This window comes from Microbacterium sp. KR10-403, from assembly GCF_040196215.1.
Classification (GTDB): domain Bacteria; phylum Actinomycetota; class Actinomycetes; order Actinomycetales; family Microbacteriaceae; genus Microbacterium.
The window spans coordinates 371448-396894 of sequence record NZ_JBEGDC010000002.1 but is presented as its reverse complement, the minus strand read 5'-3'; the positions used below and the strand labels follow the sequence as shown (position 1 = coordinate 396894).

General features: G+C 70.2%; 23 protein-coding genes and 1 riboswitch. Of the genes, 11 read left to right on the top strand and 12 right to left on the bottom strand.

Annotated elements, in window-relative coordinates; all coding sequences use genetic code 11:
- Positions 1 to 14: 14 nt before the first annotated feature.
- Entirely contained in the window at positions 15 to 1421 is a 1407-nt protein-coding gene (ligM, locus tag ABMQ42_RS05495) for a vanillate/3-O-methylgallate O-demethylase (protein WP_349721846.1), read from the bottom strand.
- A gap of 196 nt (positions 1422 to 1617) precedes the next feature.
- Here ligM and ABMQ42_RS05490 point away from each other — a divergent pair, with 196 nt between their 5' ends.
- Genes ABMQ42_RS05490 through ABMQ42_RS05475 form a run of 4 tightly spaced genes read left to right on the top strand, consistent with a single transcriptional unit; the run spans position 1618 to position 5153 of the window.
- On the top strand, positions 1618 to 2373 hold the full coding sequence (locus ABMQ42_RS05490; protein WP_349721845.1) for a PIG-L deacetylase family protein: 756 nt from the start codon (positions 1618 to 1620) through the stop codon (positions 2371 to 2373).
- Entirely contained in the window at positions 2370 to 3074 is a 705-nt protein-coding gene (locus ABMQ42_RS05485) for a 4-carboxy-4-hydroxy-2-oxoadipate aldolase/oxaloacetate decarboxylase (RefSeq protein ID WP_349721844.1), read from the top strand. Before ABMQ42_RS05490 ends, ABMQ42_RS05485 begins: the two co-directional genes overlap by 4 nt.
- A complete protein-coding gene (locus ABMQ42_RS05480; RefSeq protein WP_349721843.1) occupies positions 3064 to 4134 on the top strand; it encodes a PrpF domain-containing protein in 1071 nt (356 codons plus the stop codon). Before ABMQ42_RS05485 ends, ABMQ42_RS05480 begins: the two co-directional genes overlap by 11 nt.
- Before the next feature lie 26 nt (positions 4135 to 4160).
- Positions 4161 to 5153 (top strand): VOC family protein, encoded by a 993-nt coding sequence (locus ABMQ42_RS05475; protein ID WP_349721842.1) that lies wholly within the window; start codon positions 4161 to 4163, stop codon positions 5151 to 5153.
- A gap of 255 nt (positions 5154 to 5408) precedes the next feature.
- On the opposite strand, the gene ABMQ42_RS05470 is transcribed toward ABMQ42_RS05475, so the two are convergent.
- Positions 5409 to 7076: a class I adenylate-forming enzyme family protein gene (locus tag ABMQ42_RS05470; protein ID WP_349721841.1), complete on the bottom strand. Its 1668-nt coding sequence runs from the start codon at positions 7074 to 7076 to the stop codon at positions 5409 to 5411.
- A gap of 115 nt (positions 7077 to 7191) precedes the next feature.
- Positions 7192 to 8214 carry an aldo/keto reductase gene (locus tag ABMQ42_RS05465; RefSeq protein ID WP_349721840.1) on the bottom strand — a complete coding sequence of 341 codons (1023 nt, stop codon included), beginning with the start codon at positions 8212 to 8214 and terminating at the stop codon, positions 7192 to 7194.
- Positions 8215 to 8324: 110 nt separating this feature from the next.
- Between ABMQ42_RS05465 and ABMQ42_RS05460 the strand changes: the two genes are divergently transcribed.
- Positions 8325 to 8900, top strand: coding sequence for a TetR/AcrR family transcriptional regulator (locus ABMQ42_RS05460; protein ID WP_349721839.1), 576 nt, complete (start codon positions 8325 to 8327; stop codon positions 8898 to 8900).
- Here the strand turns inward: ABMQ42_RS05460 and ABMQ42_RS05455 are convergent, their stop codons facing one another.
- Complete coding sequence (locus tag ABMQ42_RS05455; RefSeq protein WP_349721838.1) at positions 8901 to 10007, bottom strand: 5-methyltetrahydropteroyltriglutamate--homocysteine S-methyltransferase; 1107 nt, start codon at positions 10005 to 10007, stop codon at positions 8901 to 8903.
- Between the two features lie 92 nt (positions 10008 to 10099).
- Here ABMQ42_RS05455 and ABMQ42_RS05450 point away from each other — a divergent pair, with 92 nt between their 5' ends.
- Genes ABMQ42_RS05450 through ABMQ42_RS05440 form a run of 3 tightly spaced genes read left to right on the top strand, consistent with a single transcriptional unit; the run spans position 10100 to position 12752 of the window.
- The gene (locus tag ABMQ42_RS05450; RefSeq protein ID WP_349721837.1) at positions 10100 to 11041 is read left to right on the top strand and encodes an ABC transporter ATP-binding protein; all 942 of its coding nucleotides are present in this window, start codon (positions 10100 to 10102) and stop codon (positions 11039 to 11041) included.
- The gene (locus tag ABMQ42_RS05445; RefSeq protein WP_349721836.1) at positions 11038 to 11928 is read left to right on the top strand and encodes an ABC transporter permease; all 891 of its coding nucleotides are present in this window, start codon (positions 11038 to 11040) and stop codon (positions 11926 to 11928) included. Before ABMQ42_RS05450 ends, ABMQ42_RS05445 begins: the two co-directional genes overlap by 4 nt.
- Complete coding sequence (locus ABMQ42_RS05440) at positions 11925 to 12752, top strand: ABC transporter permease (RefSeq protein WP_349721835.1); 828 nt, start codon at positions 11925 to 11927, stop codon at positions 12750 to 12752. The genes ABMQ42_RS05445 and ABMQ42_RS05440 overlap by 4 nt, the downstream gene beginning before the upstream one ends.
- A gap of 359 nt (positions 12753 to 13111) precedes the next feature.
- Here the strand turns inward: ABMQ42_RS05440 and ABMQ42_RS05435 are convergent, their stop codons facing one another.
- Positions 13112 to 14557 carry an MFS transporter gene (locus ABMQ42_RS05435; protein ID WP_349721834.1) on the bottom strand — a complete coding sequence of 482 codons (1446 nt, stop codon included), beginning with the start codon at positions 14555 to 14557 and terminating at the stop codon, positions 13112 to 13114.
- A gap of 196 nt (positions 14558 to 14753) precedes the next feature.
- Between ABMQ42_RS05435 and ABMQ42_RS05430 the strand changes: the two genes are divergently transcribed.
- Positions 14754 to 15191 carry a DUF2269 family protein gene (locus ABMQ42_RS05430; RefSeq protein ID WP_349721833.1) on the top strand — a complete coding sequence of 146 codons (438 nt, stop codon included), beginning with the start codon at positions 14754 to 14756 and terminating at the stop codon, positions 15189 to 15191.
- Positions 15192 to 15410: 219 nt separating this feature from the next.
- Here ABMQ42_RS05430 and ribH read toward each other — a convergent pair whose 3' ends face one another.
- Genes ribH through ribD form a run of 4 tightly spaced genes read right to left on the bottom strand, consistent with a single transcriptional unit; the run spans position 15411 to position 18926 of the window.
- Positions 15411 to 15893, bottom strand: coding sequence for a 6,7-dimethyl-8-ribityllumazine synthase (gene ribH, locus ABMQ42_RS05425; protein WP_349721832.1), 483 nt, complete (start codon positions 15891 to 15893; stop codon positions 15411 to 15413).
- A complete protein-coding gene (gene ribA, locus ABMQ42_RS05420) occupies positions 15890 to 17188 on the bottom strand; it encodes a GTP cyclohydrolase II (RefSeq protein ID WP_349721831.1) in 1299 nt (432 codons plus the stop codon). Before ribA ends, ribH begins: the two co-directional genes overlap by 4 nt.
- Positions 17185 to 17835 (bottom strand): riboflavin synthase, encoded by a 651-nt coding sequence (locus tag ABMQ42_RS05415; protein WP_349722089.1) that lies wholly within the window; start codon positions 17833 to 17835, stop codon positions 17185 to 17187. The genes ribA and ABMQ42_RS05415 overlap by 4 nt, the downstream gene beginning before the upstream one ends.
- Entirely contained in the window at positions 17835 to 18926 is a 1092-nt protein-coding gene (ribD, locus tag ABMQ42_RS05410; RefSeq protein ID WP_349721830.1) for a bifunctional diaminohydroxyphosphoribosylaminopyrimidine deaminase/5-amino-6-(5-phosphoribosylamino)uracil reductase RibD, read from the bottom strand. The genes ABMQ42_RS05415 and ribD overlap by 1 nt, the downstream gene beginning before the upstream one ends.
- 60 nt (positions 18927 to 18986) lie before the next feature.
- Positions 18987 to 19140, bottom strand: a riboswitch (FMN riboswitch).
- Between the two features lie 243 nt (positions 19141 to 19383).
- On the opposite strand from ribD, the gene ABMQ42_RS05405 reads away from it, so the two are divergent.
- Both ABMQ42_RS05405 and glpK read left to right on the top strand, forming a co-directional pair.
- Positions 19384 to 21171, top strand: a complete 1788-nt coding sequence (locus ABMQ42_RS05405) for a glycerol-3-phosphate dehydrogenase/oxidase (protein WP_349721829.1) — start codon at positions 19384 to 19386, stop codon at positions 21169 to 21171.
- Between the two features lie 38 nt (positions 21172 to 21209).
- On the top strand, positions 21210 to 22754 hold the full coding sequence (gene glpK, locus ABMQ42_RS05400; protein WP_349721828.1) for a glycerol kinase GlpK: 1545 nt from the start codon (positions 21210 to 21212) through the stop codon (positions 22752 to 22754).
- Positions 22755 to 22923: 169 nt separating this feature from the next.
- Here glpK and ABMQ42_RS05395 read toward each other — a convergent pair whose 3' ends face one another.
- From ABMQ42_RS05395 to trpS, 3 genes are read right to left on the bottom strand one after another with little or no spacing between them, the layout of a single operon-like run.
- Positions 22924 to 23784, bottom strand: a complete 861-nt coding sequence (locus ABMQ42_RS05395; RefSeq protein WP_349721827.1) for an Fpg/Nei family DNA glycosylase — start codon at positions 23782 to 23784, stop codon at positions 22924 to 22926.
- Positions 23785 to 23841: 57 nt separating this feature from the next.
- Positions 23842 to 24396, bottom strand: a complete 555-nt coding sequence (locus ABMQ42_RS05390; RefSeq protein WP_349721826.1) for a GNAT family N-acetyltransferase — start codon at positions 24394 to 24396, stop codon at positions 23842 to 23844.
- Positions 24397 to 24421: 25 nt separating this feature from the next.
- Positions 24422 to 25432, bottom strand: a complete 1011-nt coding sequence (gene trpS / locus ABMQ42_RS05385; RefSeq protein ID WP_349721825.1) for a tryptophan--tRNA ligase — start codon at positions 25430 to 25432, stop codon at positions 24422 to 24424.
- Positions 25433 to 25447 lie beyond the last annotated feature (15 nt).

The window sequence follows — 25447 nt, the reverse complement described above, 5'->3', positions numbered from 1 at the left end:
GGCGGGCCCTGGACCTACGCGGTACCGCCCGTGCGCCACCCGCCGTGGTACTCGGTGCGGGCGGTCTCGGCGTAGGGGGCGGGGCTGACGACGGCGCGGACGGCGATCTGCTCGTGCGGTTCGACCGTGGTCTTGCGCGTGCCGCCGTCGGGCTCGCCCCACACCACGCGCACCTCGGCGCCGAGGGGCACGTCGCGTGCGACGGTGGCCAGTGAGAGGCCGCGTCTCTCGTTCGCGGTCACGCCGGTGAACAGCGAGAGTCCCACGGTGTCGCCGGCCGCGTCGATCACGGCGTCGTAGTTGCTCGACCCGTAGTTCGCGTTCGGGATGTCGAAGAACTGGTAGCCGGGGCCGGTGCGATCGATGACCGAGGCGAGGATCTTCGTGAGGTCCTCGTCGTTCCAGGCGAGCGTGACCTTCTTGCGCTGCTGCTCGGGGTCGAGCGCGGCGAGCGCGTCGCGTCCGATGAAGTCGTGGTCGAACTTCACGAACGAGCCGTAGCCGAGGTCCCACGGGTTGAGGTAGTAGTCCTCGATGTCGTCCGAGACGAAGGATCCCGCCAGGGCGTTGATCGCCTCGTAGCCGTTCGCCGGCAGCCACTCGCGGAAGCGGCGCTCGATGTCGCCGCCGGTGTAGATCGCCGGCAGCGGCGAGGGGATCCACCCCGACTCGAGCGTGTTCGACGAGTACGCACGTGCGCCGCACGGCTCGATGCCGAACTCGGCGCCGGCGTCCAGGATCGCGTCGCGGATGGCCCCGTGCTCGGCGTAGGGTCCCCACAGTTCGAGACCCGGGGCGCCCGCCATGCCGTGGCGCAGGGTGCGAACGGGGTGGCCGGCGATGCTCATGTGTCCCATGCGGAAGAACTTCACCTGCTCGACGGGGCCGCCGGCGAGCTTCTCGATGATCTGCCACGCCGCCGGTCCCTGGATCTGGAAGCGGCAGTAGTCGCGATGCACGGCCTGCCCGTAGGGGCGTGACGGCGAGCGGTCGTCGTAGCGGAACTCCAGGTCGTAGTCGCCGGTCTCGGCGTGGAACTGCAGCCAGTTGGCGACGGGGTTGCGTCCGACATAGACGTATTCGTCGTCGGCTTCGTGGAAGAGGATGCCGTCGCCGATGACCCCGCCGGTCGACGAGACCGGCACGAACTGCTTGGCCGTGTCGACGGGGAAGTTCGCGAACGAGTTGATCCCCGTATCGCTGAGCAGGCGCAACGCGTCGGGGCCGGAGACGAAGAAGTTCACCATGTGGTGGGTCTGGTCGTAGAGCACGGCCGTCTCCCGCCATGCCTTCTGCTCGCGTCGCCAGTTCGTGAACTCGGCGGGCACCACCGGGTAGATGTAAGTGCCCAGCTGCGAGTTGCGGAGCATCTCGACGACGTCGCCGTTCTCGTCGAGCAGCTGCTGCAGGTTGTCTGCCATCGTGTCTCCTTCGACCTCGGGCCTGACCCGGCGCCATCGCGGGCCAGTGCCGATCCTACGAAGGAGTGATGCCTATGTCCATAGTGAAGTTGGCTTCGCCAAAATTGTAGACAATTTCTTGACCAATGTCGTCCGTTGTGCTTGTCTGGGAGGGACAGGTCCACACGGCACCGCGCCGCGCACATCGAGGAGTCTCATGGCTGAGAGCGTCCCTTCCCTTCTGGTGGTCAGTGCCCATGCGGGCGACTTCGTGTGGCGGGCGGGCGGCGCGATCGCCGCGGCGGCCCTGCGCGGAGAGCGGGCGACGGTGGTGTGCCTGTCGTACGGCGAGCGCGGCGAGTCGGCGAGCCAGTGGCTGGCCGGCAAGCCGCTGGACGAGATCAAGGCCGTGCGTCGCGCGGAGGCGGAGGCCGCGGCATCCGCCCTCGGTGCCGACATCGAGTTCCTCGACCAGGGCGACTACCCGCTGCGCGAGAGCGACGAGGCGGTCGCGCAGCTCGTGGACGTGTACCGGCGCGTGCAGCCGACGGTCGTGCTCACGCATACACTCGTCGACCCGTACAACGGCGACCACCCGGCCGCGGCGCGCATGGCGCTGCAGGCGCGCGTGCTGGCGCAGGCGATCGGGGTGGCGAACGCCGACGGATCGTACCCGTCCCAGGACGACATCATCGGCGCTCCGCCGGTGTTCTTCTTCGAGCCGCACCAGCCCGAGCAGTGCGACTTCCGCCCGGACGTGCTGCTGGACATCACCGAGGCCTTTCCCCGCAAGCGCGCGGCGATGGAGTGCCTGCCGGCGCAGAAGCACATGTGGTCGTACTACACCGATCTCGCGGTGCGCCGCGGGGTGCAGGTCAAGCGCAACGCGGGCCCGAACCTCGGCCTGCCGCACGAGACGATGGGCGAGGCGTACGTGCGCTATTACCCGCAGGTGACCGGGGTTCTGGCATGAGCGCGGGGCCTGTGGTCGTCACCGACATCGAGCGGGCGGATGCCGCGACCGTCGACGCCCTCGCGGTCCACGGGGTCGCGACCGTGCACGAGGCGATGGGGCGCACCGGCCTCGTCGGCCCGGCGCTGCGGCCCGTCCAGCGGGACGTGCGGGTCGCGGGCTCCGCGGTCACGGTGCTCAGCCACCCCGGTGACAACCTGATGATCCACGTCGCTGTCGAGCAGTGCCGCGCCGGCGACCTGCTGGTTGTGGCGACGACGTCGCCGTCGACCGACGGCGCGTTCGGCGAGCTGTTCGCGACCGCGCTGCACGCGCGCGGCGTGCGGGGCCTGGTCACGACGACCGGGGTGCGCGACACGTCCGAGCTGCGGGCCCTGGGCTTTCCGGTGTGGGCGGCGGCGGTGAACGCGCAGGGCACGGTGAAGAACACTCCCGGATCGGTGAACGTGCCCGTCGTGGTGGGCGGGGTGGTCATCCGCCCCGGTGACATCGTGGTCGCCGACGACGACGGCGTGCTATGCGTGCCGCGCGGCGAGGCCGACGAGGCGCTGGCGGCCGCCGACGCGCGCTTCGCGAAGGAGGAGGCCGACCGCGCCGCCTACGCGGGCGGCCAGCTGAGCTTGGATCGCAAGGGACTGCGCCCGAGCGTCGCCGAGCTCGGCATCGTCTATATGACGCAACAGGAATACGATGCCCGCTGACCCGGTCCGCGACGGCCTGCCGTGCATGCTGATGCGCGGCGGCACCTCGAAGGGCGCGTTCTTCCTCGCCGATGACGTGCCCGCCGACCCCGCGGAGCGCGACCCGCTCATGCTGCGCATCATGGGCAGCCCCGACCCGGCCCAGATCGACGGGATCGGCGGGGCGCACCCGCTGACCAGCAAGGTCGCCGTCGTGTCGCGCTCGGCCGAAGAGGGCATCGACCTGGACTATCTGTTCCTGCAGGTGGCCGTCGACGCGCCGCAGGTCAGCGACCGGCAGACGTGCGGAAACCTGCTGGCCGCGGTCGGGCCGTTCGCGCTGGAGCGCGGGCTGATCACGGTGTCGGGCGATCGCGCCACGGTGCGGATCCGGCTGATCAACACCGGAGATGTGGCCACGGCATCCTTCGCGGTCGTGGGCGGTCGTCCCGACTACGACGGCGATGCGCAGATCGACGGGGTGCCCGGAACGGCATGCCCCATCGACCTGCGACTGGCCGGCTCCGGCCCGCTGCTGCCCACCGGCGACGTCGCCGACACGGTGGCCGGGCACCGGGTGACGCTGGTCGACAACGGCATGCCGGTGGTGTTGATGGATGCCGCGGACTTCGGCGTCACCGGCACCGAGACGCCCGCCGATCTGGAGGAGAACGCGGCGCTGCGCGCGGAGGTCGAACGCGTGCGGCTGGCCGCCGGACCCCTGTTCGGCCTGGGCGAGGTCGCCGACCAGTCGGTGCCGAAGATGCTCCTGCTCTCGCCGCCGCGCGACGGCGGCGCGATCACGACCCGCGCGTTCATCCCGCATCGCGTGCACACCGCGATCGGGGTGCTCATGGCCGCGTCGGTGGCCGCCGGCATCCGCATTCCCGGCGCCGTCGGCTCGGCTCTCGCCCGCCTCGGCGACGGCGACGACACCGTGCTCGAGCATCCCGCCGGCGCCTTCACGGCCCGGGTCGAGGTGGGGCAGGATGTCGATGGAGTCTGGCGCGCGGCATCCACCTCTCTGCGCACCGCCCGCAAGCTCTTCGACGGGCGCGTCTTCGCGCGCCCGCGTCTGTGACCGCCCACGTCAAGGAGGACCCCGCCATGGCACATCAGGAGAACTTCGATCTCGCGCACCTCGGCGCGATCGAGCTGTTCACCCCCAAGTTCGAGGAGAGTCTGCACTTCTTCCGCGACATCTGCGCGATGCGCGAGGTGGAGCGGGTCGGCGACTCCGCGTACCTCCGGTGCTGGGACGAGTACCAGCGCTACACGCTGAAGCTGACGGCGTCCGACACGAACGGCGTCGGGCGCACGCTCGTGCGCGCGACGAGCGAAGACGCGCTGGCCCGCCGGGTCTCGGCGATCGAGAAGTCGGGCCTCGGGCACGGCTGGCGCGACCCCGAGGTCGGCGTCGGCCGGTCGTACGAGTTCGAGGACCCCGACGGGCACCTGCTGGCGATCTACTACGACACCGAGCACTACGTGCCCGACGACGAAGACCGCCCGGCGCTGAAGAACCAGGCCGCGGCGTTCCCCGGTAGGGGCATCAACACCCGGCGGATGGACCACATCAACTACCTCGCCGCCGATGCGCACGCCGCCGGCGACTTCTGGCAGGACGTCATGATGGCGCGCGAGTCGGAGCGCGTGCGGATGGACGACGGGCACTTCTCGGCGCGCTGGTTCCGGTTCCACCAGAAGTCGTACGACGTCGTGTACTCCGAGGACTGGACGGGGGAGCGCGGCAGGTTCCACCACTTCGCGTTCGCGCCCGACAACCGCGAGGACATCCTCAAGGCCGCCGACATCTGCCTCGAGAACGGCATCTACATCGAGTACGGGCCGTACAAGCACGCGATCAACCAGACGTTCTTCCTGTACGTGTGGGAGCCGGGCGGCAACCGCATCGAGTTCGCCAACGCGCAGGCGCGTCTGCTGCTCGACCCCGACTGGCCCGTCGTCGAGTGGAGCCAGGCCGAGCGCGCGAAGGGCCAGGCGTGGGGCATGAAGACCGTCGCGACCTTCCACACCCATGGCACCCCGTTCGTCGAGAACCAGGAGGAGATCGACCGCCGCGCCCTCGAGGGCCACTGACCCCCGCTGGTTCCGCTCCGTTCGCTCTCTCCGCTCCGCTCCGCGCTCCGCGCGCTCCGCGAGGTCGCACGCCTTTTCGCGAGGTCGCACGCCCCACCTCAGCAGATCTGTCGCTCGTGCACGTTCTCCCGCCCGAGCGCGCGCATCAGCGACAGATCTGTGGGCGCGGGTCCGCGCCAACTCCGCGCGCGCATCAGCGCCATCTCAGCGCCCGCATCCGCGCCCGCGGGCCCGACTCGCGCGCGGAGCGGCCGCTCACCGCCCGGGCGTCACGAACCGCCCGGCCTCGGCGTCGGCGGATGCCTGAGCCTTGAGCTTGAAGTGCTGCTTCTTGCCGGTCGCCGTGTAGGGCAGCTCGGTGACGAACGCATAGCGCCTCGGCCGCTTGTAGTCGGCGAGATGCACGCTGGCGCGCAGGAACGCGTCGAGCTCCGCGGCGGCGGCCGCGGCATCCCCCAGCTGTCCGTCCCTCGGCTGCACGTACGCCACCACGAGCTCGCCCCACTGCGCGTCGGGGAGACCCACGACGATCGAGTCGGCGACGCCCTCGTGCCCGGCGAGCACCTCTTCGACCTGCACGGGGTGCACGTTCTCGCCGCCGGAGATGATCATGTCGTCCTTGCGGCCGACGATGGTGACGATCTCGTCCTCGTCCCAGGTGGCAAGGTCGCCGGGGTACACCCAGCCGCCCCGGAACTTCGCCCTCTGCTCCTCGGGGTTGCCGAGGTACGCGTACCCCGACTTCGTGGAGCGCATGATGACCTCGCCGACCTCGGTGCCGTCCTTCGCGGCGTGCTCGTCGGGTTCGGAGACCCGCTCGTCCTGCACGCGGACCACCGCGACGTCGTCGTCCAGGCACGCGCGCCCCGCGGCGCCGGCCGCCCCGGGAAGGTCGTCGGGCCGCAGGTAGGTGTTCCAGAACGCCTCGGTCGTGCCGTAGCCGTTGGCGATGCGGGGCGTGAGCACGCGCTGGTAGCGCAGCGCCGCGTCGTGGCTGAGCGGGGCGCCCATCGTCACGATGCCGCGCAGGCTCGACAGGTCGCGGGGCCGGGCTTCCTGCGCGTCGGCGAGGCGCTCGAGATTCGTGGGCGCGCCGATGACGTACGTCAGGCGGTATTCCTCGACCGCGTCGAGCACGACCTCGGCATCGAACTGGGGGAGCGTCACGACCTCGGCCCCGACGAAGAACGCCGTGTTGGGCCCCGCGCAGTAGTTGCCGCCGCGGTGGAACCAGGGCGACATGTTCATGGTCTTGTCGGTCGGCCCGAGCGGGAAGTGCATGGTCACGTCGTGCGCTGTGAGCATCTCGTTGAGGCTCGTCAGCGGCACAGCTTTGGGCATGCCCGTGGTGCCGCTCGTGTAGAGGCGGCTGGTCTCGTCCCAGGTGCTGGCGCCGTCGGGCGCGTGGAACGGTGCCGCGTCCGCCGCGAACAGGTCGTCGAAAGAGATCGCGCCCTCGATGATCTCGCCGCCGACGGCCGCGACGATGCGCGGCCGGTGCGCGGCGATCTCCAACGCCGTGGCGGTGGCGGCGGCATCCTCTCCGTCATAGATGTACACCGTGGGTTTCACGGTGTCGAGGATGTGCGCGGTCTCGGCCGGCGCGAGACGGAAGTTCATCGGCGAGCTCACCGCCCGCAGCCCCTGCGCGGCGATGTACAGGAAGGCGAACTCGGGTGTGTTCTTCAGCTCGTAGCAGATGATGTCGCCCACGCCCACGCCCTGTGCGCGCAGGCCCTCGACGAGACGCCCCGTGACCTGGCCGAGCTCGGCGTAGGTCCATGAGCGGCCGGTCGGCGGATCGGTGAGAGCGGGGCGGCGGGCGTACCGGTGCGTGTTGCGCGCGAAGGCCGCGGCCCAGGTGAAAGTGCTCTCGAAAACCCGCTGCAGCTCGCTCGGGTCGTACTCGGTGTTGCCGGTCATCTGATCACTCCCTGACATCTCTGTGAGGACGACGTCAGCTTAGCCCCGGCCAGTGGCGGGATGGATGCCGCGGGCCGGCCCACCGCGCGCGTGTCGGCCGGCCTGCGGCTCGCTCTCAAGCGGCGCGCTCCTCGACCGCGCGTCGGCGCAGCTCGGCGTGCAGGATCGGGGGCGTGCGGTAGGCCATGTCGAGGTGGTTGACGTCCACGCCCGGCGGCACGATCTCGTCGATCCGGTCGAGGGTCGCGTCGTCGAGGGTGACGTCGGCGGCGGCCAGCAGATCATCGAGCTGCGCCATCGTGCGCGGTCCGATGATCGCCGAGCTGACACCCGGATGCGCGGTGACGAACGCGAGTGCCAGGTGCGTGAGCGGCAGGCCGGCCTCTTCCGCGACGGGGATCAGCGCCTCCACCGCGTCGATGGCGCGCTCGTCGCCCAGGTAGCGGAACATCGCCGCGCGGCGCAGGTCGGTGGGCCGCCCGCGACGCACCCGGCCGGTGAGCATGCCGCCGGCCAGCGGGCTCCACACCATGATCCCCATCCCATAGCGCTGCGCGACCGGGAGCACCTCGTTCTCGATGCCGCGGGTCAGCAGCGAGTAGGTCGGCTGCTCGGTGCGCAGCCGCTCGAGTCCGCACCGCTCAGAGACCCACTGCGCTTCGACAATCTGCGACGCCGGCATCGTCGACGAGCCGATGGCGCGCACCTTGCCGCTGTGGATCAGATCCGACAGGGCGGAGAGGGTCTCCTCGATGTCGGTGTCGGGGTCGGGCCGATGCAACTGGTAGAGGTCGATGTGGTCGGTCTGCAGCCGGCGCAGCGAGTCCTCCACCGCGGTGATGATCCAGCGGCGTGAGGCGCCTGCGCGATTCGGATCGTCACCCATCGGATTGCTGAACTTGGTCGCCAGCACCACGTCGTCGCGCCGGCTACGTAGGGCGGCGCCCACGATCTCCTCCGACTCGCCGTGCGAGTACATGTCGGCGGTGTCGATGACATTGATGCCGGCGTCGAGTGCGCGGTGGATGATGCGGGTCGCCTCGTCATGGTCGGGGTTGCCCTGGGCGCCGAACATCATGGCGCCGAGACTGAAGTTGCTCACGGTGATGCCGGTGCGGCCGAGTGCTCGGTACTGCATGTCGCGTCCTCCTCTGGCATCGCGGGGATGCCGTAGCATGGGATTATCCGGGACAACGTCCCGGTATGGACGACTATATGGGACAGTGTTCCACTTAGCAAGGGGGATGGATGCCGCGCGCCGACGCACAGCGGAACATCGATGCGCTTCTGGCCGCCGCCAAAGAGGAGTTCGCTCGCACCGGCGTCGACGTCGGGGTGCGCGCGATCGCCGCGCGGGCAGGCGTGGGCACGGCTACGCTGTACCGGCACTTCCCCCTGCGGTCCGACCTGATTTCGGCCGTGTTCCGCCGCGAGATCGACGCGTGCGCCCAAGAGGGGCCGCGGCTGTCGGCCACGCACGAACCCGATCGGGCGCTTGAGCTGTGGCTCGATCGGTACATCGACTTCGTGGCGACCAAGCAGGGGCTGGCCGCGGCGCTGCATTCCGGTGACCCCGCCTACAGCCCGCTGGCGACCTACTTCGAAGAGCGGCTGGGCCCGGTGCTGCAGACGCTGCTGCAGAACGCCGAAGCCGCCGGGGTCATCCCCGGCGGCGTTGCGGCGATCGATCTGCTCGGCACGGTCGCCAACCTCTGCACGCCCGGTGCGGAAGACCGCGCACGGCAGATGGTCGCGCTGCTGCTGGACGGGCTGCGCTACCGCGCAGCATCCACCCCTCCCGCAGCGGCCGACATGAACGCCTGATCAGCCCCAGACGTCGGCGGCGATGTCGACGACCGAGCGGATCTTCGCCCACTGCTGGTCTTCGGAGAGCTCGTTGCCCTCTTCGGTCGAGGCGAAGCCGCACTGCGGGCTCAGGGCCAGCTGCTCGAGCGGCGCGAAGGCCGTCGCCTCATCGATGCGGCGCTTGATGTCGTCGGGGTTCTCCAGCTCGCCCGACTTCGTGGTCACCAGGCCCAGCACGACGGTCTTGTCGCCCTTCGGTAGGTAACGGAGGGGCTCGAAACCGCCGGCGCGGTCGCTGTCGTACTCGAGGAAGTACCCGTCGTACGGCACGGCGCCCAGCAGCTGCTCGGCGACCGGCTCGTAGCCGCCCGACGAGATCCACGTCGAGCGGAAGTTGCCGCGGCACACGTGGGTCGTCACGACCAGGTCGTCGGGCTTGTCGGCGAGCACGCGGCTCAGGATATCGGCGTAGCGCTCGGCGATGCCGTCGGTGTCGATGCCGCGCGCGGCGGCCTTGTCGAGCTCGACCTGGCTGCACAGGTACGCCCAGGCGGTGTCGTCGAGCTGCAGGTACCGGGCGCCGGCGTCGTAGAACGCGGCGATGGCGTCGCGGTAGGCCCGCACGAGGTCGTCGACGATCGCGTCGCGCCCGTCGTAGCCGCCGCCGATGTGGTCGGGCTCGAGGCGGAAGTCGAGCACGGTCGGCGAGGGGATCGTGAACTTGGGGGTCGCGCCCGTGCGTGCGGCGAGCTCCTTGATCGACCGGAAGTGATCGAGGAAGGGATGCTGCGGGCTGAACCGGATCGGGCCGTCGACGGCGACACCGCGGGTCTTGGTCTGCACACCCTGGAACTGGATGCCGTGGTCGAGCGCGACGATGTCGACGCCGTCGAGGCCACCGAAGAAGTCGAAGTGCCACCACGAGCGGCGGAACTCGCCGTCGGTGGCGACCTTCAGGCCGTTGTCGTGCTCCTTCTGCACGAGGTCGGCGATCAGCTCGTCCTCGACCTGGCGGAGCCCCTCGTCGTCGAGGGATCCGTCGGTGTGGCGGGCGCGGGCGTCTTTGAGGGCGGCGGGACGGAGGAAGCTGCCGACGATGTCGGCGCGATACGGGGGAATGCTCACCGGCCGATGCTAACCTGGGGCGCTCGCGCGCGGCATCCCTTCCGTCATAGTGAGTCATTCCGGGTGTCGGATGCCGCGGTTAGAGTGGTCCGGTGCCCGCCGATGTGATCCGAGCCGCGAACCTCGTGAAGACCTACAAGGTCAAGGGAAAGCCCGATTTCCGGGCCGTCGACGACCTCAGCTTCGAGGTCGCGCCGGGGGAGTCGTTCGGCCTCCTGGGCCCCAACGGCGCCGGCAAGTCGACGACCATGAAGATGGTCGGGGCCGTGTCGACGCGCACGTCGGGCGACCTCGAGATCCTCGGGCTCGACCCGAATCGCTACGGCCCCGAGATCCGCTCGCGGCTGGGCGTCGTTCCGCAGGACGACAACCTCGACGGCGAGCTCAACGCCCGCGAGAACCTCTACGTGTACGGGCGCTACTTCGGCATGCCCGGGCGTGAATGCGCGCGCAAGGCGGAGGAGCTGCTGGCCTTCGCCCAGCTCGAAGACAAGGCCAAGAGCAAGGTCGACCAGCTCTCCGGCGGCATGAAGCGGCGCCTCACGATCGCGCGCGGGCTCATCAACGACCCGCGCATCCTGCTGCTCGACGAGCCGACGACCGGGCTCGACCCGCAGGCGCGGCACATCCTGTGGGACCGTCTGTTCCGCCTCAAGGAGCGGGGCACGACCCTCGTGCTCACCACGCACTACATGGACGAGGCCGAGCAGCTGTGCGACCGCCTCATCGTGGTCGACAAGGGCCGCATCATGGCGCAGGGCACCCCGTCGTCGCTGATCCGCGAGCACTCCAGTCGCGAGGTGCTCGAGCTGCGGTTCGGGTCGAGTCGCAACGAGCAGGTGGCTCCGCAGTTGGCGGGCATCGGCAACCGCGTCGAGGTGCTGCCCGACCGCATCCTCATCTACGCGTCCGACGGCGAAGCGGCGCTCGACCGGGTGGTCGCCGCCGGGCTCGAGCCGATCACGAGCCTTGTGCGCCGGTCGAGCCTCGAGGACGTCTTCCTGCGGCTGACCGGAAGGTCGCTGATCGAATGACGGACGTGCGCCCCGGGCCGGAGACTGCCCACCCCTCGCTCGACGAGCTGCGCGCCGAGGCGCTCGCCGGCGGCCGCAAGCCCCGTCGGTACGGCTCGTGGTACGCGGCCGAGCACATGCTGCGCGCCATGCGCGCCTACGGCTGGACGATCGTCGTCGGCGCGCTCGGGCAGCCGCTGGTCTACCTGTTCGGCCTGGCGATCGGCCTGGCGGCCCTCATCCAGCAGGAGATCCCGACCGCCGGCGGCGGGCATGTCTCGTACCTGGTGTTCGTCGCGCCTTCGCTGCTGATGACCGCGACGATCGCCGTCGCCAGCGAAGAGTTCACGTATCCGGTCATGGCCGGTTTCAAGTGGCGCAGGTACTTCTACGGCTTCAACGCCTCGCCGCTGAGATCGCCGCAGATCGCGAACGGCGTCGTGTTCGCGGCATCCGCCCGCATGTTCTTCGCCGCGGCCGCGTACTACCTGTTCATCTGGGGTTTCGGTGCGGTGCTGCCGGTGGTGACCGTACCCGCCCCGGCGACCGCGTGGCTGTCGGTGTTCGTCGGACTGCTGGCCGGATGGGCATTCGGGATGCCGCTGCTGGCGTACGCCGCGTCGCTCGAAGAAGACACGGGCCAATTCGCGCTGGTGCAGCGGTTCGTGTTCATGCCGATGTTCCTGTTCTCAGGAACGTTCTTCCCGCTCACGAACCTGCCGATCTGGCTGCAGTGGATCGGATGGATCTCACCCCTGTGGCACGCGACCGAACTGGGGCGCATGGCGAGTTTCGGCGTGCCCGTGAACGGCGGGATGCTCGCCGTGCACCTGGCGTATCTGCTCGTGCTCACGGTCGGCGGCTACCTGATGGCCGGCCGCATCTTCACCCGGAGGCTCGCGAAATGACCGCGGTCATCGACGAGGTCGACACCACCCGGCGCCGCGGCGGCGTGCGGGCGCTGTGGTCGGGCAACCCGTGGGCGGTCGTGCAGCGCGGGCTGATCGCGGCGCGCTCGTCGAGCTGGGTCGTGATCCTCTCCGGGTTCTTCGAGCCCGTGTTCTACCTCGCGTCGATGGGCATCGGTCTGGGCGGGCTGGTCGGCGACGTGCAGGTGGCCGCGGGAGTCTCGGTGCCGTACGCGGCGTTCATCGCGCCGGCGCTGCTGGCGGTGTCGGCGATGAACGGCGCGATCTACGACTCGACGTGGAACGTCTTCTTCAAACTGAACTACGGCAAGCTCTATGAGGGCATGCTCGCGACGTCGCTGGGCCCGCTCGATGTGGCGCTGGGCGAGATCCTGTACGCGCTGCTTCGCGGGCTGCTCTATGCCTGCGGGTTCATGATCATCATGCAGGCGTTCGGGCTCAACCTGGCGCCCACGGCGATCCTCGCGCTGCCGGCGGTGCTGCTCGTGGCGTTCGGGTTCGCGAGCCTGGGCATGGCCGTCACCAGCTACATGAAGACGTTCCAGCACATGGACTGGATCAACATCGTGCTGCTGCCGATGTTCCTCTTCTCGGCGACGCTGTACCCGATCGACATCTACCCGCAGTGGATCCAGTCGGTCATCATGGCCTTCCCGCTCTGGCACGGGGTCGAGCTCATCCGGGGCCTGACGACCGGTGTGATCACCGGCGCGATGCTCTGGCACATCTTGTACTACGTGGTGATGATCGCGGTCGGCCTCGTCTTCACGACCAAGCGCCTGCGCGCCCTGTTCCTGGACTGAGGTGGATGCCGCGGCCCGCGGCATCCACTGCCCGCCCGTTCGCGAGATCGCACGGGTTTTCGCGAGGTCGCACCCTTTTTCGCGAGGTCGCACCCTTTTTCGCGAGGTCGCACCCTTTCTCGCGAGGTCGCGCCCTTTCTCGCGAGGTCGCGCCATGGTGCGCGTCTCAGCGCACCGTGCGGGACGGGCGCCCCTCGCCTGGGGCGAGGGGACTGGCAGAGGCGAGTACCGAATCGGGCGGAATGCTCCTCGCTCCGGCAGATCTCCTCGCCTCGGGCGAGGGCGCAGGCAGCCGGGATGAAGCAGGGAAGACGAAGGGGGGATGCCGCGGCCCGCGGCATCCCCCTCGAAAGAAGCTCTCAGAGCGAAGCGGTCTCGCCGAGCCCGAGCTCGGCGTCGTCGTAGTCGACGTCCTTCGTCTCGCGCGACAGGAGCAGGGCGATCAGCGTGAGCACTCCGGCGCCGCTGAGGTAGACGCCCACGAGCCACGGCGATCCACCGGCGGCGGCCCACAGGGCGACCGCGATGATCGGCGCGAGCGCGGCGCCGAGGATCGACGACACGTTGTAGGCGACGGCCGAACCGGTGTAGCGCACGTTGGTCGGCAACAGTTCCGGCAGCAGAGCGCCCATCGGACCGAATGTGGCGCCCATCAGGGCGAAGCCGAAGATGAGGAACGCCTGCACGAGGGCTCCCGTGAACTTCGGATCGGCCTGCGGTAGCAGGAACACGTTGAACACGAGGCCGAACACGATGATGCCGCCGGTGATCCACAGCAGCAGCTTGCGGCGGCCGACCGCGTCGGCGACGGGCCCGGCGAGCAGCGTGAAGATGCCGAAGAAGACCACGCCGATGATCTGCATGAGCACGAAATCGATGTACCCGAAGCCGAGGCCGGGCACGTAGCTCGCGGCGTCGAAGGCGGTCCCCGCGGTCTCGGCGGCGGCCTTCGCCCCCTCAAGCGTCGCCTTGGTGCCGTACGACAGCGTGAAGTTCGTCATCAGATAGAACAGCACGTAGGTCGCCAGCATGATGAACGTGCCGAGGATGAGCTGCTTCCAGTGCCGGCGCAGCGTCTCACCGAGCGGGAACTTGCGGATCGCGCCCCTCTTCTCGGCCTTCGTGAACGACTCCGACTCGACGAGCTTGAGCCGCACCCACAGGCCGATGATGACCATGACGGCCGAGAACCAGAACGGCACGCGCCAGCCCCACGACAGGAACGCCTCCGAACGCTGCAGCGCGCCGTCGGGGTGGGGGAGTGCGACGTTGATGATCAGGAAGATCGTGTTCGCGATGATGAAGCCGAGCGGCGCACCCATCTGCGGGAAGGTGCCGTACCAGGCGCGCTTGCCCTTGGGGGCGTTCTCGGTGGCGACCAGCGCCGCGCCCGACCACTCACCGCCGAGGGCGAAGCCCTGCGCGAGTCGCAGCAGGAGCAGCAGGAGGGCGGCCCACCAGCCGATCGACTGGTAGGTGGGCAGACAGCCGATGAGGAAGGTGGCGATACCCATCGTGAGAAGGGATGCCACGAGCGTGGCCTTGCGTCCGAATCGGTCGCCGAAGTGGCCGAAGACCATGGCGCCGATCGGACGGGCGACCATCGCCGCGCCGAAGACGCCGAACGAGGCGAGCAGAGCGGTGGTGTCGTCGCCGGTGGGAAAGAACAGGATGGGGAAGACGAGGACGGCAGCGGTGGCGTACGCGTAGAAGTCGTAGAACTCGATGGTGGTGCCGACCAGGCTGGCCAGGACCACGCGCGAGCGCGGGTTGGCCGGTGCCGTCGTCGCGACGGAAGCAGACATGCAGAAAGGACCTATACAGATAAAGAGCGAGGTCCTTGTGGGACGTGCCGGTGGGGGACGTCCGACGCAGGGGTGACGCGTCGGGCGGGCCGACGCTGGATCACCGGAAACGCCGGCGGATTCGCCGGCGTCGATTCCATCCTAACGTGCCGCGAGACGGGTACGACCGACCTTCAGTATGACGTAAGCTCGAGGTATGGACACCGTCATGACCATCCTCCACGTCGGCACCGCCGTCTTCATCGTCGGCCCGATGGCGATCCTTCCGATGACCGGCCTGCGCGCGCTGCGCTCGGGCAACGCCGGGCAGGTGCACACCCTCGCCCGTTCCACTGCCGTCTTCTCGTGGCTGTCGCTGCTGACGTTCATCTTCGGCTTCGGCGCGATGTCGCTGGCGCCCGAGCAGTACAACCTCAGCATGACCACGCCGTGGATCCTGTGGTCGATCATCCTGTACGCGATCGCGTTCCTGCTGAACGTGTTCTTCGTCGTGCCGCAGATGAACAAGGCGGCCGAGGCCTCCGGCGGTGAGAAGGCGGCGAAGCCCGCCGGCTACGGCGCGATCGCCGCGAGCAACGGCATCTCGGCGCTGCTGCTGGTGGTCGTCGTGCTTCTCATGATCTGGAAGCCGTAGCCCACCCCGCCACACTGAGTGCGACCTCGCGAAAACACGTGCGACCTCGCGAGGTCGCACGTGTTTTCGCGAGGTCGCACGGGATTCGGCGAGGTCGCACGTATTCTCGCGAGGTCGCGTGGGGTGGATGCCGCGGGCCGGTGCGACCTCGTGAGATCTGGTGCGATCTCGCGAGATCCCGTGCGACCTCGGCCCGCGCGGCGCCGCGGCCCGCGCGACTCAGCGGCGCGCGCGCAGTTCCTTCAGCACAGCGACCATGCGCACGGCCGCATCGGCGGCCTCGGCGCCCTTGTCCTCCTGCGAGTCCTCGAGCCCCGCACGGTCCAGGCCCTGCTGCTCGTCGTCGAGGGTCAGCACTCCGAAGCCGACCGGCTTGCCGGCATCCAGTGCCACCCGGTTCAGGCCGTCGGTCGTCGCGTGCGACACGTACTCGAAGTGCGGGGTGCCGCCGCGGATGATGACACCGAGCGCCACGACCGCATCGGCACCGCCCGCGAAGGCGGCCTGGGCGGCCGGCGCGAGTTCGAACGAGCCCGGCACGCGCACGAGCGTGTGCGCGGCGCCGGCAGCCTCGAGCGTGCGCTGCGCGCCGGCGATGAGGCCATCGGTGATGGTCTCATGCCAGGTCCCGGCGATCACGACGACGTTCACGCCGCGCCCGTCGATCTGCTGACCCTCGCGGGGCGCTCCGGTTCCGCTCACGCTGTGGCTCCTTCTTGCTGTCCGTCGCCGTCGGCGCCCTGCATCTCGTGCAGGGCCTCCTCGAGCTCGTCCGCGTCGATGATGTGGCCCATCTTGTCCCGCTTGGTCTGCAGGTACTGGTGGTTGTTCGGCCCCACGCCCACCAGCAGCGGCACCTGCTCGACGATGTCGAGTCCGAGCGCACGCAGCTGGTCGACCTTGTCGGTGTTGTTGGTCAGCAGGCGCACCTTCTGCACGCCCAGCTCGGCGAGGATGCCGGCCGCCGCCGCGTAGTCGCGCGCATCGGCGGGAAAGCCGAGGGCCAGGTTCGCGTCGACGGTGTCGAGACCGCCCTCCTGCAGGCTGTAGGCGCGCAGCTTGTTGATCAGGCCGATGCCGCGGCCCTCGTGCCCGCGCATGTAGACGACCACGCCGCCGGAGGCGTCGATGGCGTCGAGCGCCGCCTGCAGCTGCGGCCCGCACTCGCACTTCAGTGATCCGAAGGCCTCGCCGGTCAGGCACTCGGAGTGCACGCGCACGAGCGGTGCCTCCATCGCGCCCAGGTCGCCCGAGACCACGGCGAGGTGGTCGGTGCCGGTGGTGCGGTCCTTGTACGCGAGGAAGCGGAACGTCCCGTGCGAGGTGGGCACGTTCGCCTCGGCGCGCAGGCTCACGCGGCGGCGATGGGCGACCTGCTCGGTGCGGGGCTGGTGCTCGTCGAGGTAGGCGATGAGCTGCTCGATCGTGATGACCGGCACGCCCTCGCGCTCGCCCATCTCGATCAGCCCCGGCAGGCGCATCATGCTGCCGTCGTCGGCGACGACCTCGCCGATCGCCCCGACCGGCGCCAGACCCGCGAGCTTCATCAGCTCGACGGCGGCCTCGGTGTGGCCGCTGCGCTCGCGCACGCCGCCGTCGACGGCGCGCAGGGGCAGGACGTGCCCGGGCCGGATCACCGACGACGGCTTCGAGTCGGGGTTCGCCAGCACGTTCAGGGTGTGCGAGCGGTCGGCGGCGCTGATCCCGGTAGAGATCCGGTCCGCGGCATCCACGCTCACCGTGTACGCGGTCCCGCGTGAATCCTCGTTGTTGGCCACCATCGGCGGCAGATCGAGGCGCTCGGCCCATTCGACGGGCATCGGTGCGCACAGGTAGCCGCTCGAGTAGCGGATCGTCCAGGCGAGCCACTCGGGTGTGGCGAGCTGCGCCGACAGGATGATGTCGCCCTCGTTCTCGCGGTTCTCATCGTCCGCGACGAGCACCGGGCGGCCGGTGCGCAGGCTCTCCAGCGCCTCGGGGATGGTGGACAGGCTCATGCGAGCCTCCCTTCTTCGGAAGTGGATGCCGCACCGGCCGTGCCGGTGAAGGCCAGAAGACGTCGCACATGGCGCGCGAGGATGTCGGTCTCGAGGTTCACGCGCTCGCCCGGCGCGCGTTCGCCGAGGGTCGTGGCGACGAGGGTCTCGGGGATGAGCGACACCTCGAACCACGCCTGCGCGGCGTCGGCGGGGGAGGCCGCGCTGACCGTCAGCGAAACGCCGTCGACGGCGATCGAGCCTTTGTCGACGACGAGGTCGGCGAGCTCGGCCGGCAGCGCGATGCGCAGCACGCGCCATTGGTCGCCGGGGCGCACCTCGAGGACCTCGCCGGTGCCGTCGATGTGCCCCTGCACGATGTGTCCGCCCAGGCGGGCGTGCGCGGCGAGGGCCCGCTCGATGTTGACCCGGCCCCCGGCGGTGACGCCGTCGAGCGTCGACATGTCGAGGGTCTGCTTCATGACATCGGCGGTGAACCAGTCGTCACCGCGGTCGACCACGGTCAGGCACACGCCCGACACGGCGATGGAGTCGCCGTGCCCGGCGTCGGAGACGGCCGTGGGTGCGTGGACGGTGAGACGGATGCCGTCACCCGACGCCTCGACGGCGGTGATCTCGCCGATCTCCTCGATGATTCCGGTGAACATCACGATCCCTTCGTGTCGGTCGTTGAGCGGCCTTCGTCGTACGGTGCTCGGGCGGCAGGCGGCGCCGAGGCGTCGGAACGCCCCGTCGTCGGCCGCGCGATGACCAGCAGGTCGTCGCCGAGCTTCTCGACGGAGGCGATGCGCAGGCGCGGCGCGTCGGCGAGGGTGGCCACGCCGATGTCGGTGAGGGCCAGACGGTCGCCGCCGATGAGCACGGGCGCGATGTAGGCGAGCACTTCGTCGGCCAGCCCCGCCTGTATGACGGCGGAGGCGACGGTCGGCCCGCCCTCGACGAACAGGCGCTGGATGCCGCGCTCGCGCAGTTCGGCGATGGCGCCGTCGAGCGTGTCGTGGAAGAGCGGCGAATGGGGATGCCGCCGGATCGCGGCATCCTCCGGCACCGCCCGCGTGCCGAGCACGACCGGCACCGGCTGGTGCTCGTAGAGCGTGCCGTCGGGGCGGCGTGCGGTGAGCGCGGGGTCGTCGGCCAGCACGGTGCCGGTGCCGACGAGGATCGCGTCGGCGTCCGCGCGCCGCTCGTGCACATCGGCGCGGGCGGCGGGCCCGGTGATCCACTGGCTCGTGCCGTCCGACGCGGCGGCACGGCCGTCGAGGCTCTGCGCCCACTTCACGGTGATGAAGGGGCGGCCCAGCCGCACCGAGACGAGCCAGTCGTCGATGAGCGCGACGCCTTCTTCGGCGAGCACGCCGGCAGCGACATCCACCCCCGCCGCGCGCAGCCGAGCGGCCCCGCCGCCCGAGTGCACGCCGGGGTCTTCGGCGCTGAACACCACGCGCGCGACGCCGGCCTCGATGAGCGCGAGGGCGCATGGGCCGGTGCGGCCGGTGTGGTTGCAGGGTTCGAGCGTGACCACGACGGTGGTGCCGCGCACCTGATCGGCGGACAGCTGCGAGAGGGCATCGACCTCGGCGTGCGGGGTGCCGGCGCCGCGGTGCCAGCCCTCGGCGATGATCTCGCCGGCGGGGGAGAGGATCACGGCCCCCACCTGCGGGTTGATCCCGCGCGGGCCGCGGCGGGCGAGGGCGAAGGCGCGACGCATCGCGTCCCTCTCGGGCCGAGTCACCGGCATCCGCTCTCCTCGCTGTCTGGCTCCGGAGGCGTGCCCTGGCTCGGCGCGAAAAGCGCGGCGCGCGTGCTGCCTCCCATCCGGACTAGCGACGGACCTGCCATCGCATCACCGTCGGTTCCGGAATTCCACCGGATCAGACACGCGGCCCGTACGGGCTGTGCGTCTCGCGGACTGTCACCGCCGGTTCGGATTCTCACCGACCCCGGAGCACGTTGATGCTCCGAGTCTACCCAACGCACAGCATCCCGTCGCATTCCCGGCCTCCCCGTCTCGCCCCGCCCCCGAAACGGCAGATTCACATGAATCCGTCCAACGCACATGAAACCGGCCGGCAGTTCGACGTGCATGGGACGGACTCATATGAGTTCGGCGAGGGGGCGAGGGAGAGCGGCGCGGCGGCGCGGCGGCGCCGGACGTCGGATGCGTCGCATAGCCTGGAGGCGGGGAAGGGGATCGCATGCACGCCGCACTCGCACGTGACGGTCTGGCCGCGCTCGCCGCTCGCCCGTACGCCGACGTGCTCGTCATCGGCGGCGGCGTGAACGGCATCGCGACGTTCCGCGACCTCGCGATGCAGGGCGTCGACGTCGCGCTCGTCGAGCGCGGCGACTTCGCGAGCGGGGCCTCGGCGGCATCCAGCCACATGATCCACGGCGGCATCCGCTATCTCGAGAACGGTGAGTTCCGCCTCGTGCACGAGGCCGTCACAGAGCGCAACATGCTGCTGCGCACCGCTCCGCACTACGTCGTGCCGCTGCAGACGACGATCCCGATCTTCTCGACCTTCTCCGGTGTGCTCGCGGCGCCTCTGCGCTTTCTGCGGCACGGCCAGGGGCGCCCGCACGAGCGGGGAGCCGCCCTCATCAAGATCGGCCTCGAGATCTACGACTCGTTCTCACGCAGTGGCGGGCGCGTGCCGCGGCACACATTCCACGGCCGGCGCGCCTCGCTGCGTGCGCTGCCGGAGCTGAACCCCGACGTGAAATACACGGCGACGTACTGGGACGCCTCGCTGCGCGACCCCGAGCGCCTCGCCCTGGACCTTCTCCGCGACGGCGTCGCGGCGGGGATGGATGCCGCGGCCGGCGATCGTGCGGCGGGGGTGGATGCCGCGGGCCCCGGCGACCGCGCGACAGAGAGCGCCGCGCGCGCCCGCGCGGCGAACTACACGTCCGCGGTCGGCGTGGACGACGGACGCGTCGTGCTCCGCGAGACAGGCGGTGACCGTGAGGTGCGCTTCGCGGCATCCGTCGTCGTCAACGCGACCGGCCCGTGGACCGACCTGACCAACGCGGCGCTGCACGAGCCGACGCGCTACATGTGCGGCACGAAGGGCTCGCACATCGTGCTCGACCATCCCGAGCTGCTGGCCGCCACCGGCGGGCGCGAGCTGTTCTTCGAGCACAGCGACGGGCGCATCGTGCTGATCTACCCGCTGCGCGGGCGTGTGCTGGTGGGCACCACCGACCTCGAGCACGACATGACCGAGCCGATCGTGTGCACCGAGGCGGAGGTCGACTACTTCCTCGACCTGATCGGCGACGTGCTGCCGGGCATCGCCGTCTCGCGCGAGCAGATCGTCTACCGCTACGCCGGCGTGCGCCCCCTGCCGGGGCACGGCGACCTCGCGCCGGGATTCGTCTCGCGCGACTACCGCATCGAGTCGGTGCGCCTGCCGGGCGACGTCGTGATGTTCAGCCTCGTGGGCGGCAAGTGGACGACGTTCCGCGCCTCGGCCGAGCATCTCACCGACCGGGTGCTGACCGCCCTGGCCTGGCCGCGACGCCGCACCACACGCGGTGTCGCGATCGGCGGCGGGCGCGGCTACCCCACGACCGAGCGCGCGCGCCAGCAGTGGATCGCCGACAACGATCCGGGGCTGGGCGCCGCGCGCATGGGCACGCTTCTGGCGCGCTACGGCACGGTGGCGGTGGATGTCGCGGCCGCCGTCGCCGCCGACCCCGACGACGCGCCGCTGCCCTCGGCGCCGGAGTTCAGCACGGGGGAGATGCGGCATCTCGCCCGTGCCGAGGCCGTGCACCACCTCGATGACCTGCTGATGCGGCGGACGGACCTCGCCTTCACCGGCCGCGCGACGCCCGACACCGCGGCGGCCGTCGCCACGGCCGTCGTCCACACGCTGGGGTGGACCGCGGCCGAGACCGCCGCCGAGGTGCATCGTGCGGTGGCCGCCGTGCACGCCGCGGATCCTTGCCGGGGCGGGACGGCGGCGCCGGCGCGGTAGCGTGGCACGACAGCATCCACCCACTGCAAGGAGGCACCGTGGCCGCACATGTGCTGGCGATCGACCAGGGCACCACCTCGACGAGAGCCATCGTCTTCGACGCCGGCGGGCAGATCGTCGCCTCGGCGCAGCGCGAGCACGAGCAGATCTTCCCGCGTGCGGGCTGGGTCGAGCACGACCCGGTCGAGATCTGGACCAACACGCAGTGGGTCGTCGCGCACGCACTGGCGCGCGCACGCCTTTCGGCGCGGGATGTCGCGGGCATCGGCATCACGAACCAGCGCGAGACCGCGATCCTGTGGGACCGTCGCACCGGCCGGCCGATCGGCAATGCGATCGTCTGGCAGGACACCCGCACGCAGGAGCGCGTCGACGAGCTGGCGGCTGCGCACCCGGCGGGCACGCAGCGGTTCGCCGAGGCGACCGGACTGCCGCTGGCGACCTACTTCTCGGCGTCGAAGATCGCGTGGATGCTGCGGCACATCCCCGGCGCGCGGCAGGCGGCCGAGGCGGGCGATGTACTGTTCGGCACGCCCGACACCTGGGTGATCTGGAACCTCACCGGCGGTGGCAACGGCGGCATCCACGTCACCGACGTCACGAACGCGTCCCGCACGCTGCTGATGGATCTGCGCACGCTCGACTGGTCGGACGAGCTGCTGGCCGAGTGGGACATCCCCCGTGCCATGCTGCCCGAGATCCGCTCCTCATCGCAGGTCATCGGCGAGGTGGTGCTGCCTACCGTGGCCCGCGGCATCCCGATCGCCGGCATCCTCGGCGACCAGCAGGCCGCGACCTTCGGTCAGGCGGCATTCGATGCGGGCGAGTCGAAGAACACCTACGGGACCGGCAACTTCCTCATCGTGAACACCGGCGAGCAGATCGTGCGCAGCGAGCACGGCCTGATCACGACGGTCGCGTACCGGTGCGGCGACGATCCGGCGCGCTTCGCGGTCGAGGGGTCGATCGCCGTGACCGGGTCGCTCGTGCAGTGGCTGCGCGACAACCTGGGGATCATCGCGCGGTCCGAAGACGTCGAGACGCTGGCGGCGACCGTCGCCGACAACGGCGGTGCGTACTTCGTGCCGGCGTTCTCGGGGCTGTTCGCGCCGTACTGGCGGCCGGACGCGCGCGGGGCGCTCGTGGGGCTGACCCGCTACGTCAACAAGGCGCACATCGCACGTGCCGCGCTGGAGTCGACGGCGTTCCAGACCCGCGATGTGATCGATGCGGTGGTCGCCGACACCGGGCGGGCGCTGCCCGACCTGCGGGTGGACGGCGGGATGACGCGCGACGACCTGCTGATGCAGTTCCAGGCCGACATCCTGGGCATCCCGGTGGTGCGGCCGAAGGTGGTCGAGACGACAGCCCTGGGCGCCGCGTACGCAGCGGGCCTGGCGACCGGGGTCTGGAGTGGGTTCGACGAACTGCGGGCGCTGTGGCAGGAAGGCCGCCGCTTCGACCCCGTCATGGATGAGGACGAGCGCGAGCGCCGCTACCGGCTGTGGCGCAAGGCCGTCACCAAGTCACTGGACTGGGTCGACGACGACGCCCGCACGCTCATGGACACGCACGACGCCTGAGCTGCCGGCGGGCCAGGATACCGCGGTCCGTGCGCGATCTCGCGAGGTCGCACCGATTCTCGCGAGGTCGCACCGGATCTCGCGAGGTCGCACCGGATCTCGCGGGGTCGCATGGTGCCGGTGCCGCAATGCGTGCGACCTCGGCGAGATGCGTGCGACCTCGGCGAAATCACTTGAGTAGGCGCGAGAGGCGCCGGTCGGCCAGCAGCTTGCCTCCGGTCTGGCAGGTGGGGCAGTACTCCAGGCTGTTGTCGGCGAAGAAGACACTGCGCACGGTGTCGCCGCAGACCGGGCACGCTTCGCCCCGCCGTCCGTGCACGCGCATGCCGCGGCGCTTCGCGTCTTTGAGGTCGGCCGGCGGCTTGCCGGATGCGGCGGCCACGGCATCCCGCAGCGTCTCGATCATGGCCGCGTACAGCCGGTCGATCGCCTCGTCGTCGAGATGCGCCGCCAGCGCGTAGGGCGACATCTTCGCCACGTGCAGGATCTCGTCGGAGTACGCGTTGCCGATGCCCGCGATCACCGCCTGATCGCGCAGCAGTCCCTTGATCTGCGTGCGCCGGCCGGTCAGCAGCGCCGCGAACGCGTCACGCGTGAACGCAGGGTCGAGGGGATCGGGGCCGAGCCGCGCGATGCCGGGCACGTCGGCCGGCCCGCGCACGACGTACACCGCCAGCGACTTCTTGGTGCCGGCCTCGGTGAGATCGAACCCCGAGCCGTCGGACAGCGCGACGCGCAGGGCGATCGGCGTGCGCCCGGGCTTGATGATCGTCGAGGGCAGCGCGTCGTACCAGCGCAGCCAGCCGGCCTTCGCCAGGTGGAACACCAGGTGCGCGGCATCCGTCGACACGTCGATGAACTTCCCGTGGCGTGTCACACCGGTGATGGATGCTCCGCGCAGCGCCTCGATCGGAGGGTCGTACGTCTTCAACGCGGCGATCGCCGCGACCGAGGTGCGGGTGATCTTAAGCCCCGTCACCCGCTCATCGAGGAACGCGACGAGTCCCTGCACCTCCGGCATCTCGGGCATGCGCCCATCCTGCCACGGGGCGCCGACGTGCGCTCAGAGCCCCGCTCAGAGCCCCGCTCAGAGCACCGGCCAGTCCACGGAAGCGCGGTCGTCATCGCGCAGAAGACCGGCGATCCAGCCGTCGTGACGGCCGCGCGGATCGGAGAGCGCCTGGCGCAGCATCCCCTCGTAGCGGAATCCGAGTGTGCGCGCGGCGCGCGCCGAGGGGATGTTGCCGACGACCGCGCGCCACTCGATGCGCGCGAGTTCCAGCTCGTCGAAGGCGTAGTCGATCACGGCGCGGGCCGCCTCGGTCAAGAATCCCCGGCCGCGGGCGTCCGCGGCCATCCAGTACCCGATCTCCGCGTCGCCGCCGTGGTCGAGGTGCGCGAGGCCGATCATCCCGACCCACGCGCCGTCGCAGCGGATGGCCCAGTTCAGCTGCGTGCCCTCTTCGGTCCAGGTCGCGGCACGGGCGATGAAGTCGTGCGCGTGGTCGAGGGTGTACGGCGAAGGCAGGGTCGTCCAGCGGGGCACCTCGGGGTCGGCCGCGGCTGCGGTGATCGCCTCGGCATCGTCGGAGGTCGGCAGGGAGAGCTCGAGCCGCGGCGTGCGCAGGGTGACCGGTTGCATCACAGAAGGCTACCGGCGCGACGCGTCAGAGCACGACGCGGCGCAGCAGCCCCACCTTCTCGTACACGTCGGCGAGCGTGCGGTTCGCGACCTCGGCGGCGCGCTGTGCGTTGGCGCCCAGGACGCGGTCGAGCTCGGCCGGGTCGGCGAGCAGCTCCAGCGCGCGCTCGCGTACCGGGCCGAACTCGTTCACCACGACCTCGGCGAGGCCCTTCTTGAAGTCGCCGTAGCCGCGGCCCGCGTACTCGTCCTCGATCGCCGGGATCTGCGTGCCGGTCAGGGCCGCGTAGATCACGAGCAGGTTCGAGACGCCGGGCTTGTTCTCGCGGTCGTAGCGGACGACGCCCTCGGAGTCGGTGACGGCCCGCATGATCTTCTTGGCCGTCTTGCTCGGCTCGTCCAGCAGCCAGAGCACACCGGCGTCGGTCGCCGCCGACTTCGACATCTTCGCGGTCGGGTTCTGCAGGTCGTAGATGCGTGCGGTGTCTTTCTGGATGACCGGCACGGGCACCTCGAACGCAGTGCCGTAGCGCGCGTTGAACCGTTCGGCGAGATCGCGGGTCAGCTCGACGTGCTGCTTCTGGTCTTCGCCGACCGGCACGATGTCGGTCTGGTAGAGCAGGATGTCGGCGGCCATCAGCACCGGGTAGGTGAAGAGGCCGACCGTCGTGCCGTCCTGGCCGTACCGCTGTGATTTGTCCTTGAACTGCGTCATGCGGCTCGCCTCGCCGAAGCCGGTGAGCGTCGAGAGGATCCAGGCGAGCTCGGCGTGGGCCGGCACATGCGACTGCACGTACAGCGTCGACTTCGACGGCTCGATCCCCGCGGCGATGTACTGCGCCGCGGTGCGCCGCGTCTTCTCGCGCAGCTCGGCCGGGTTGTTCGGCTGCGTCAACGCGTGCAGGTCGACGACCGAGAAGAACGCGTCATAGGTCTGCTGCAGGTTCCGCCACTGCAGAAGCGCCCCGATGTAGTTGCCGGCCTGAAGCGAGTCGGCGGAGGGCTGCATTCCTGAGTAGAGACGGGGCTTGTTCACCTGACAAGTCTATGG

Excerpts from the sequence above, each read along its gene's own strand:
- ligM (WP_349721846.1), bottom strand. The coding sequence starts at position 1,421 with ATGGCAGACAACCTGCAGCAGCTGCTCGACGAGAACGGCGACGTCGTC.
- ABMQ42_RS05490 (WP_349721845.1), top strand. The coding sequence starts at position 1,618 with ATGGCTGAGAGCGTCCCTTCCCTTCTGGTGGTCAGTGCCCATGCGGGC.
- ABMQ42_RS05485 (WP_349721844.1), top strand. The coding sequence starts at position 2,370 with ATGAGCGCGGGGCCTGTGGTCGTCACCGACATCGAGCGGGCGGATGCC.
- ABMQ42_RS05480 (WP_349721843.1), top strand. The coding sequence starts at position 3,064 with ATGCCCGCTGACCCGGTCCGCGACGGCCTGCCGTGCATGCTGATGCGC.
- ABMQ42_RS05475 (WP_349721842.1), top strand. The coding sequence starts at position 4,161 with ATGGCACATCAGGAGAACTTCGATCTCGCGCACCTCGGCGCGATCGAG.
- ABMQ42_RS05470 (WP_349721841.1), bottom strand. The coding sequence starts at position 7,076 with ATGACCGGCAACACCGAGTACGACCCGAGCGAGCTGCAGCGGGTTTTC.
- ABMQ42_RS05465 (WP_349721840.1), bottom strand. The coding sequence starts at position 8,214 with ATGCAGTACCGAGCACTCGGCCGCACCGGCATCACCGTGAGCAACTTC.
- ABMQ42_RS05460 (WP_349721839.1), top strand. The coding sequence starts at position 8,325 with ATGCCGCGCGCCGACGCACAGCGGAACATCGATGCGCTTCTGGCCGCC.
- ABMQ42_RS05445 (WP_349721836.1), top strand. The coding sequence starts at position 11,038 with ATGACGGACGTGCGCCCCGGGCCGGAGACTGCCCACCCCTCGCTCGAC.
- ABMQ42_RS05440 (WP_349721835.1), top strand. The coding sequence starts at position 11,925 with ATGACCGCGGTCATCGACGAGGTCGACACCACCCGGCGCCGCGGCGGC.
- ABMQ42_RS05435 (WP_349721834.1), bottom strand. The coding sequence starts at position 14,557 with ATGTCTGCTTCCGTCGCGACGACGGCACCGGCCAACCCGCGCTCGCGC.
- ABMQ42_RS05430 (WP_349721833.1), top strand. The coding sequence starts at position 14,754 with ATGGACACCGTCATGACCATCCTCCACGTCGGCACCGCCGTCTTCATC.
- ribA (WP_349721831.1), bottom strand. The coding sequence starts at position 17,188 with ATGAGCCTGTCCACCATCCCCGAGGCGCTGGAGAGCCTGCGCACCGGC.
- ABMQ42_RS05415 (WP_349722089.1), bottom strand. The coding sequence starts at position 17,835 with ATGTTCACCGGAATCATCGAGGAGATCGGCGAGATCACCGCCGTCGAG.
- ribD (WP_349721830.1), bottom strand. The coding sequence starts at position 18,926 with ATGCCGGTGACTCGGCCCGAGAGGGACGCGATGCGTCGCGCCTTCGCC.
- ABMQ42_RS05405 (WP_349721829.1), top strand. The coding sequence starts at position 19,384 with ATGCACGCCGCACTCGCACGTGACGGTCTGGCCGCGCTCGCCGCTCGC.
- ABMQ42_RS05395 (WP_349721827.1), bottom strand. The coding sequence starts at position 23,784 with ATGCCCGAGATGCCGGAGGTGCAGGGACTCGTCGCGTTCCTCGATGAG.
- ABMQ42_RS05390 (WP_349721826.1), bottom strand. The coding sequence starts at position 24,396 with ATGCAACCGGTCACCCTGCGCACGCCGCGGCTCGAGCTCTCCCTGCCG.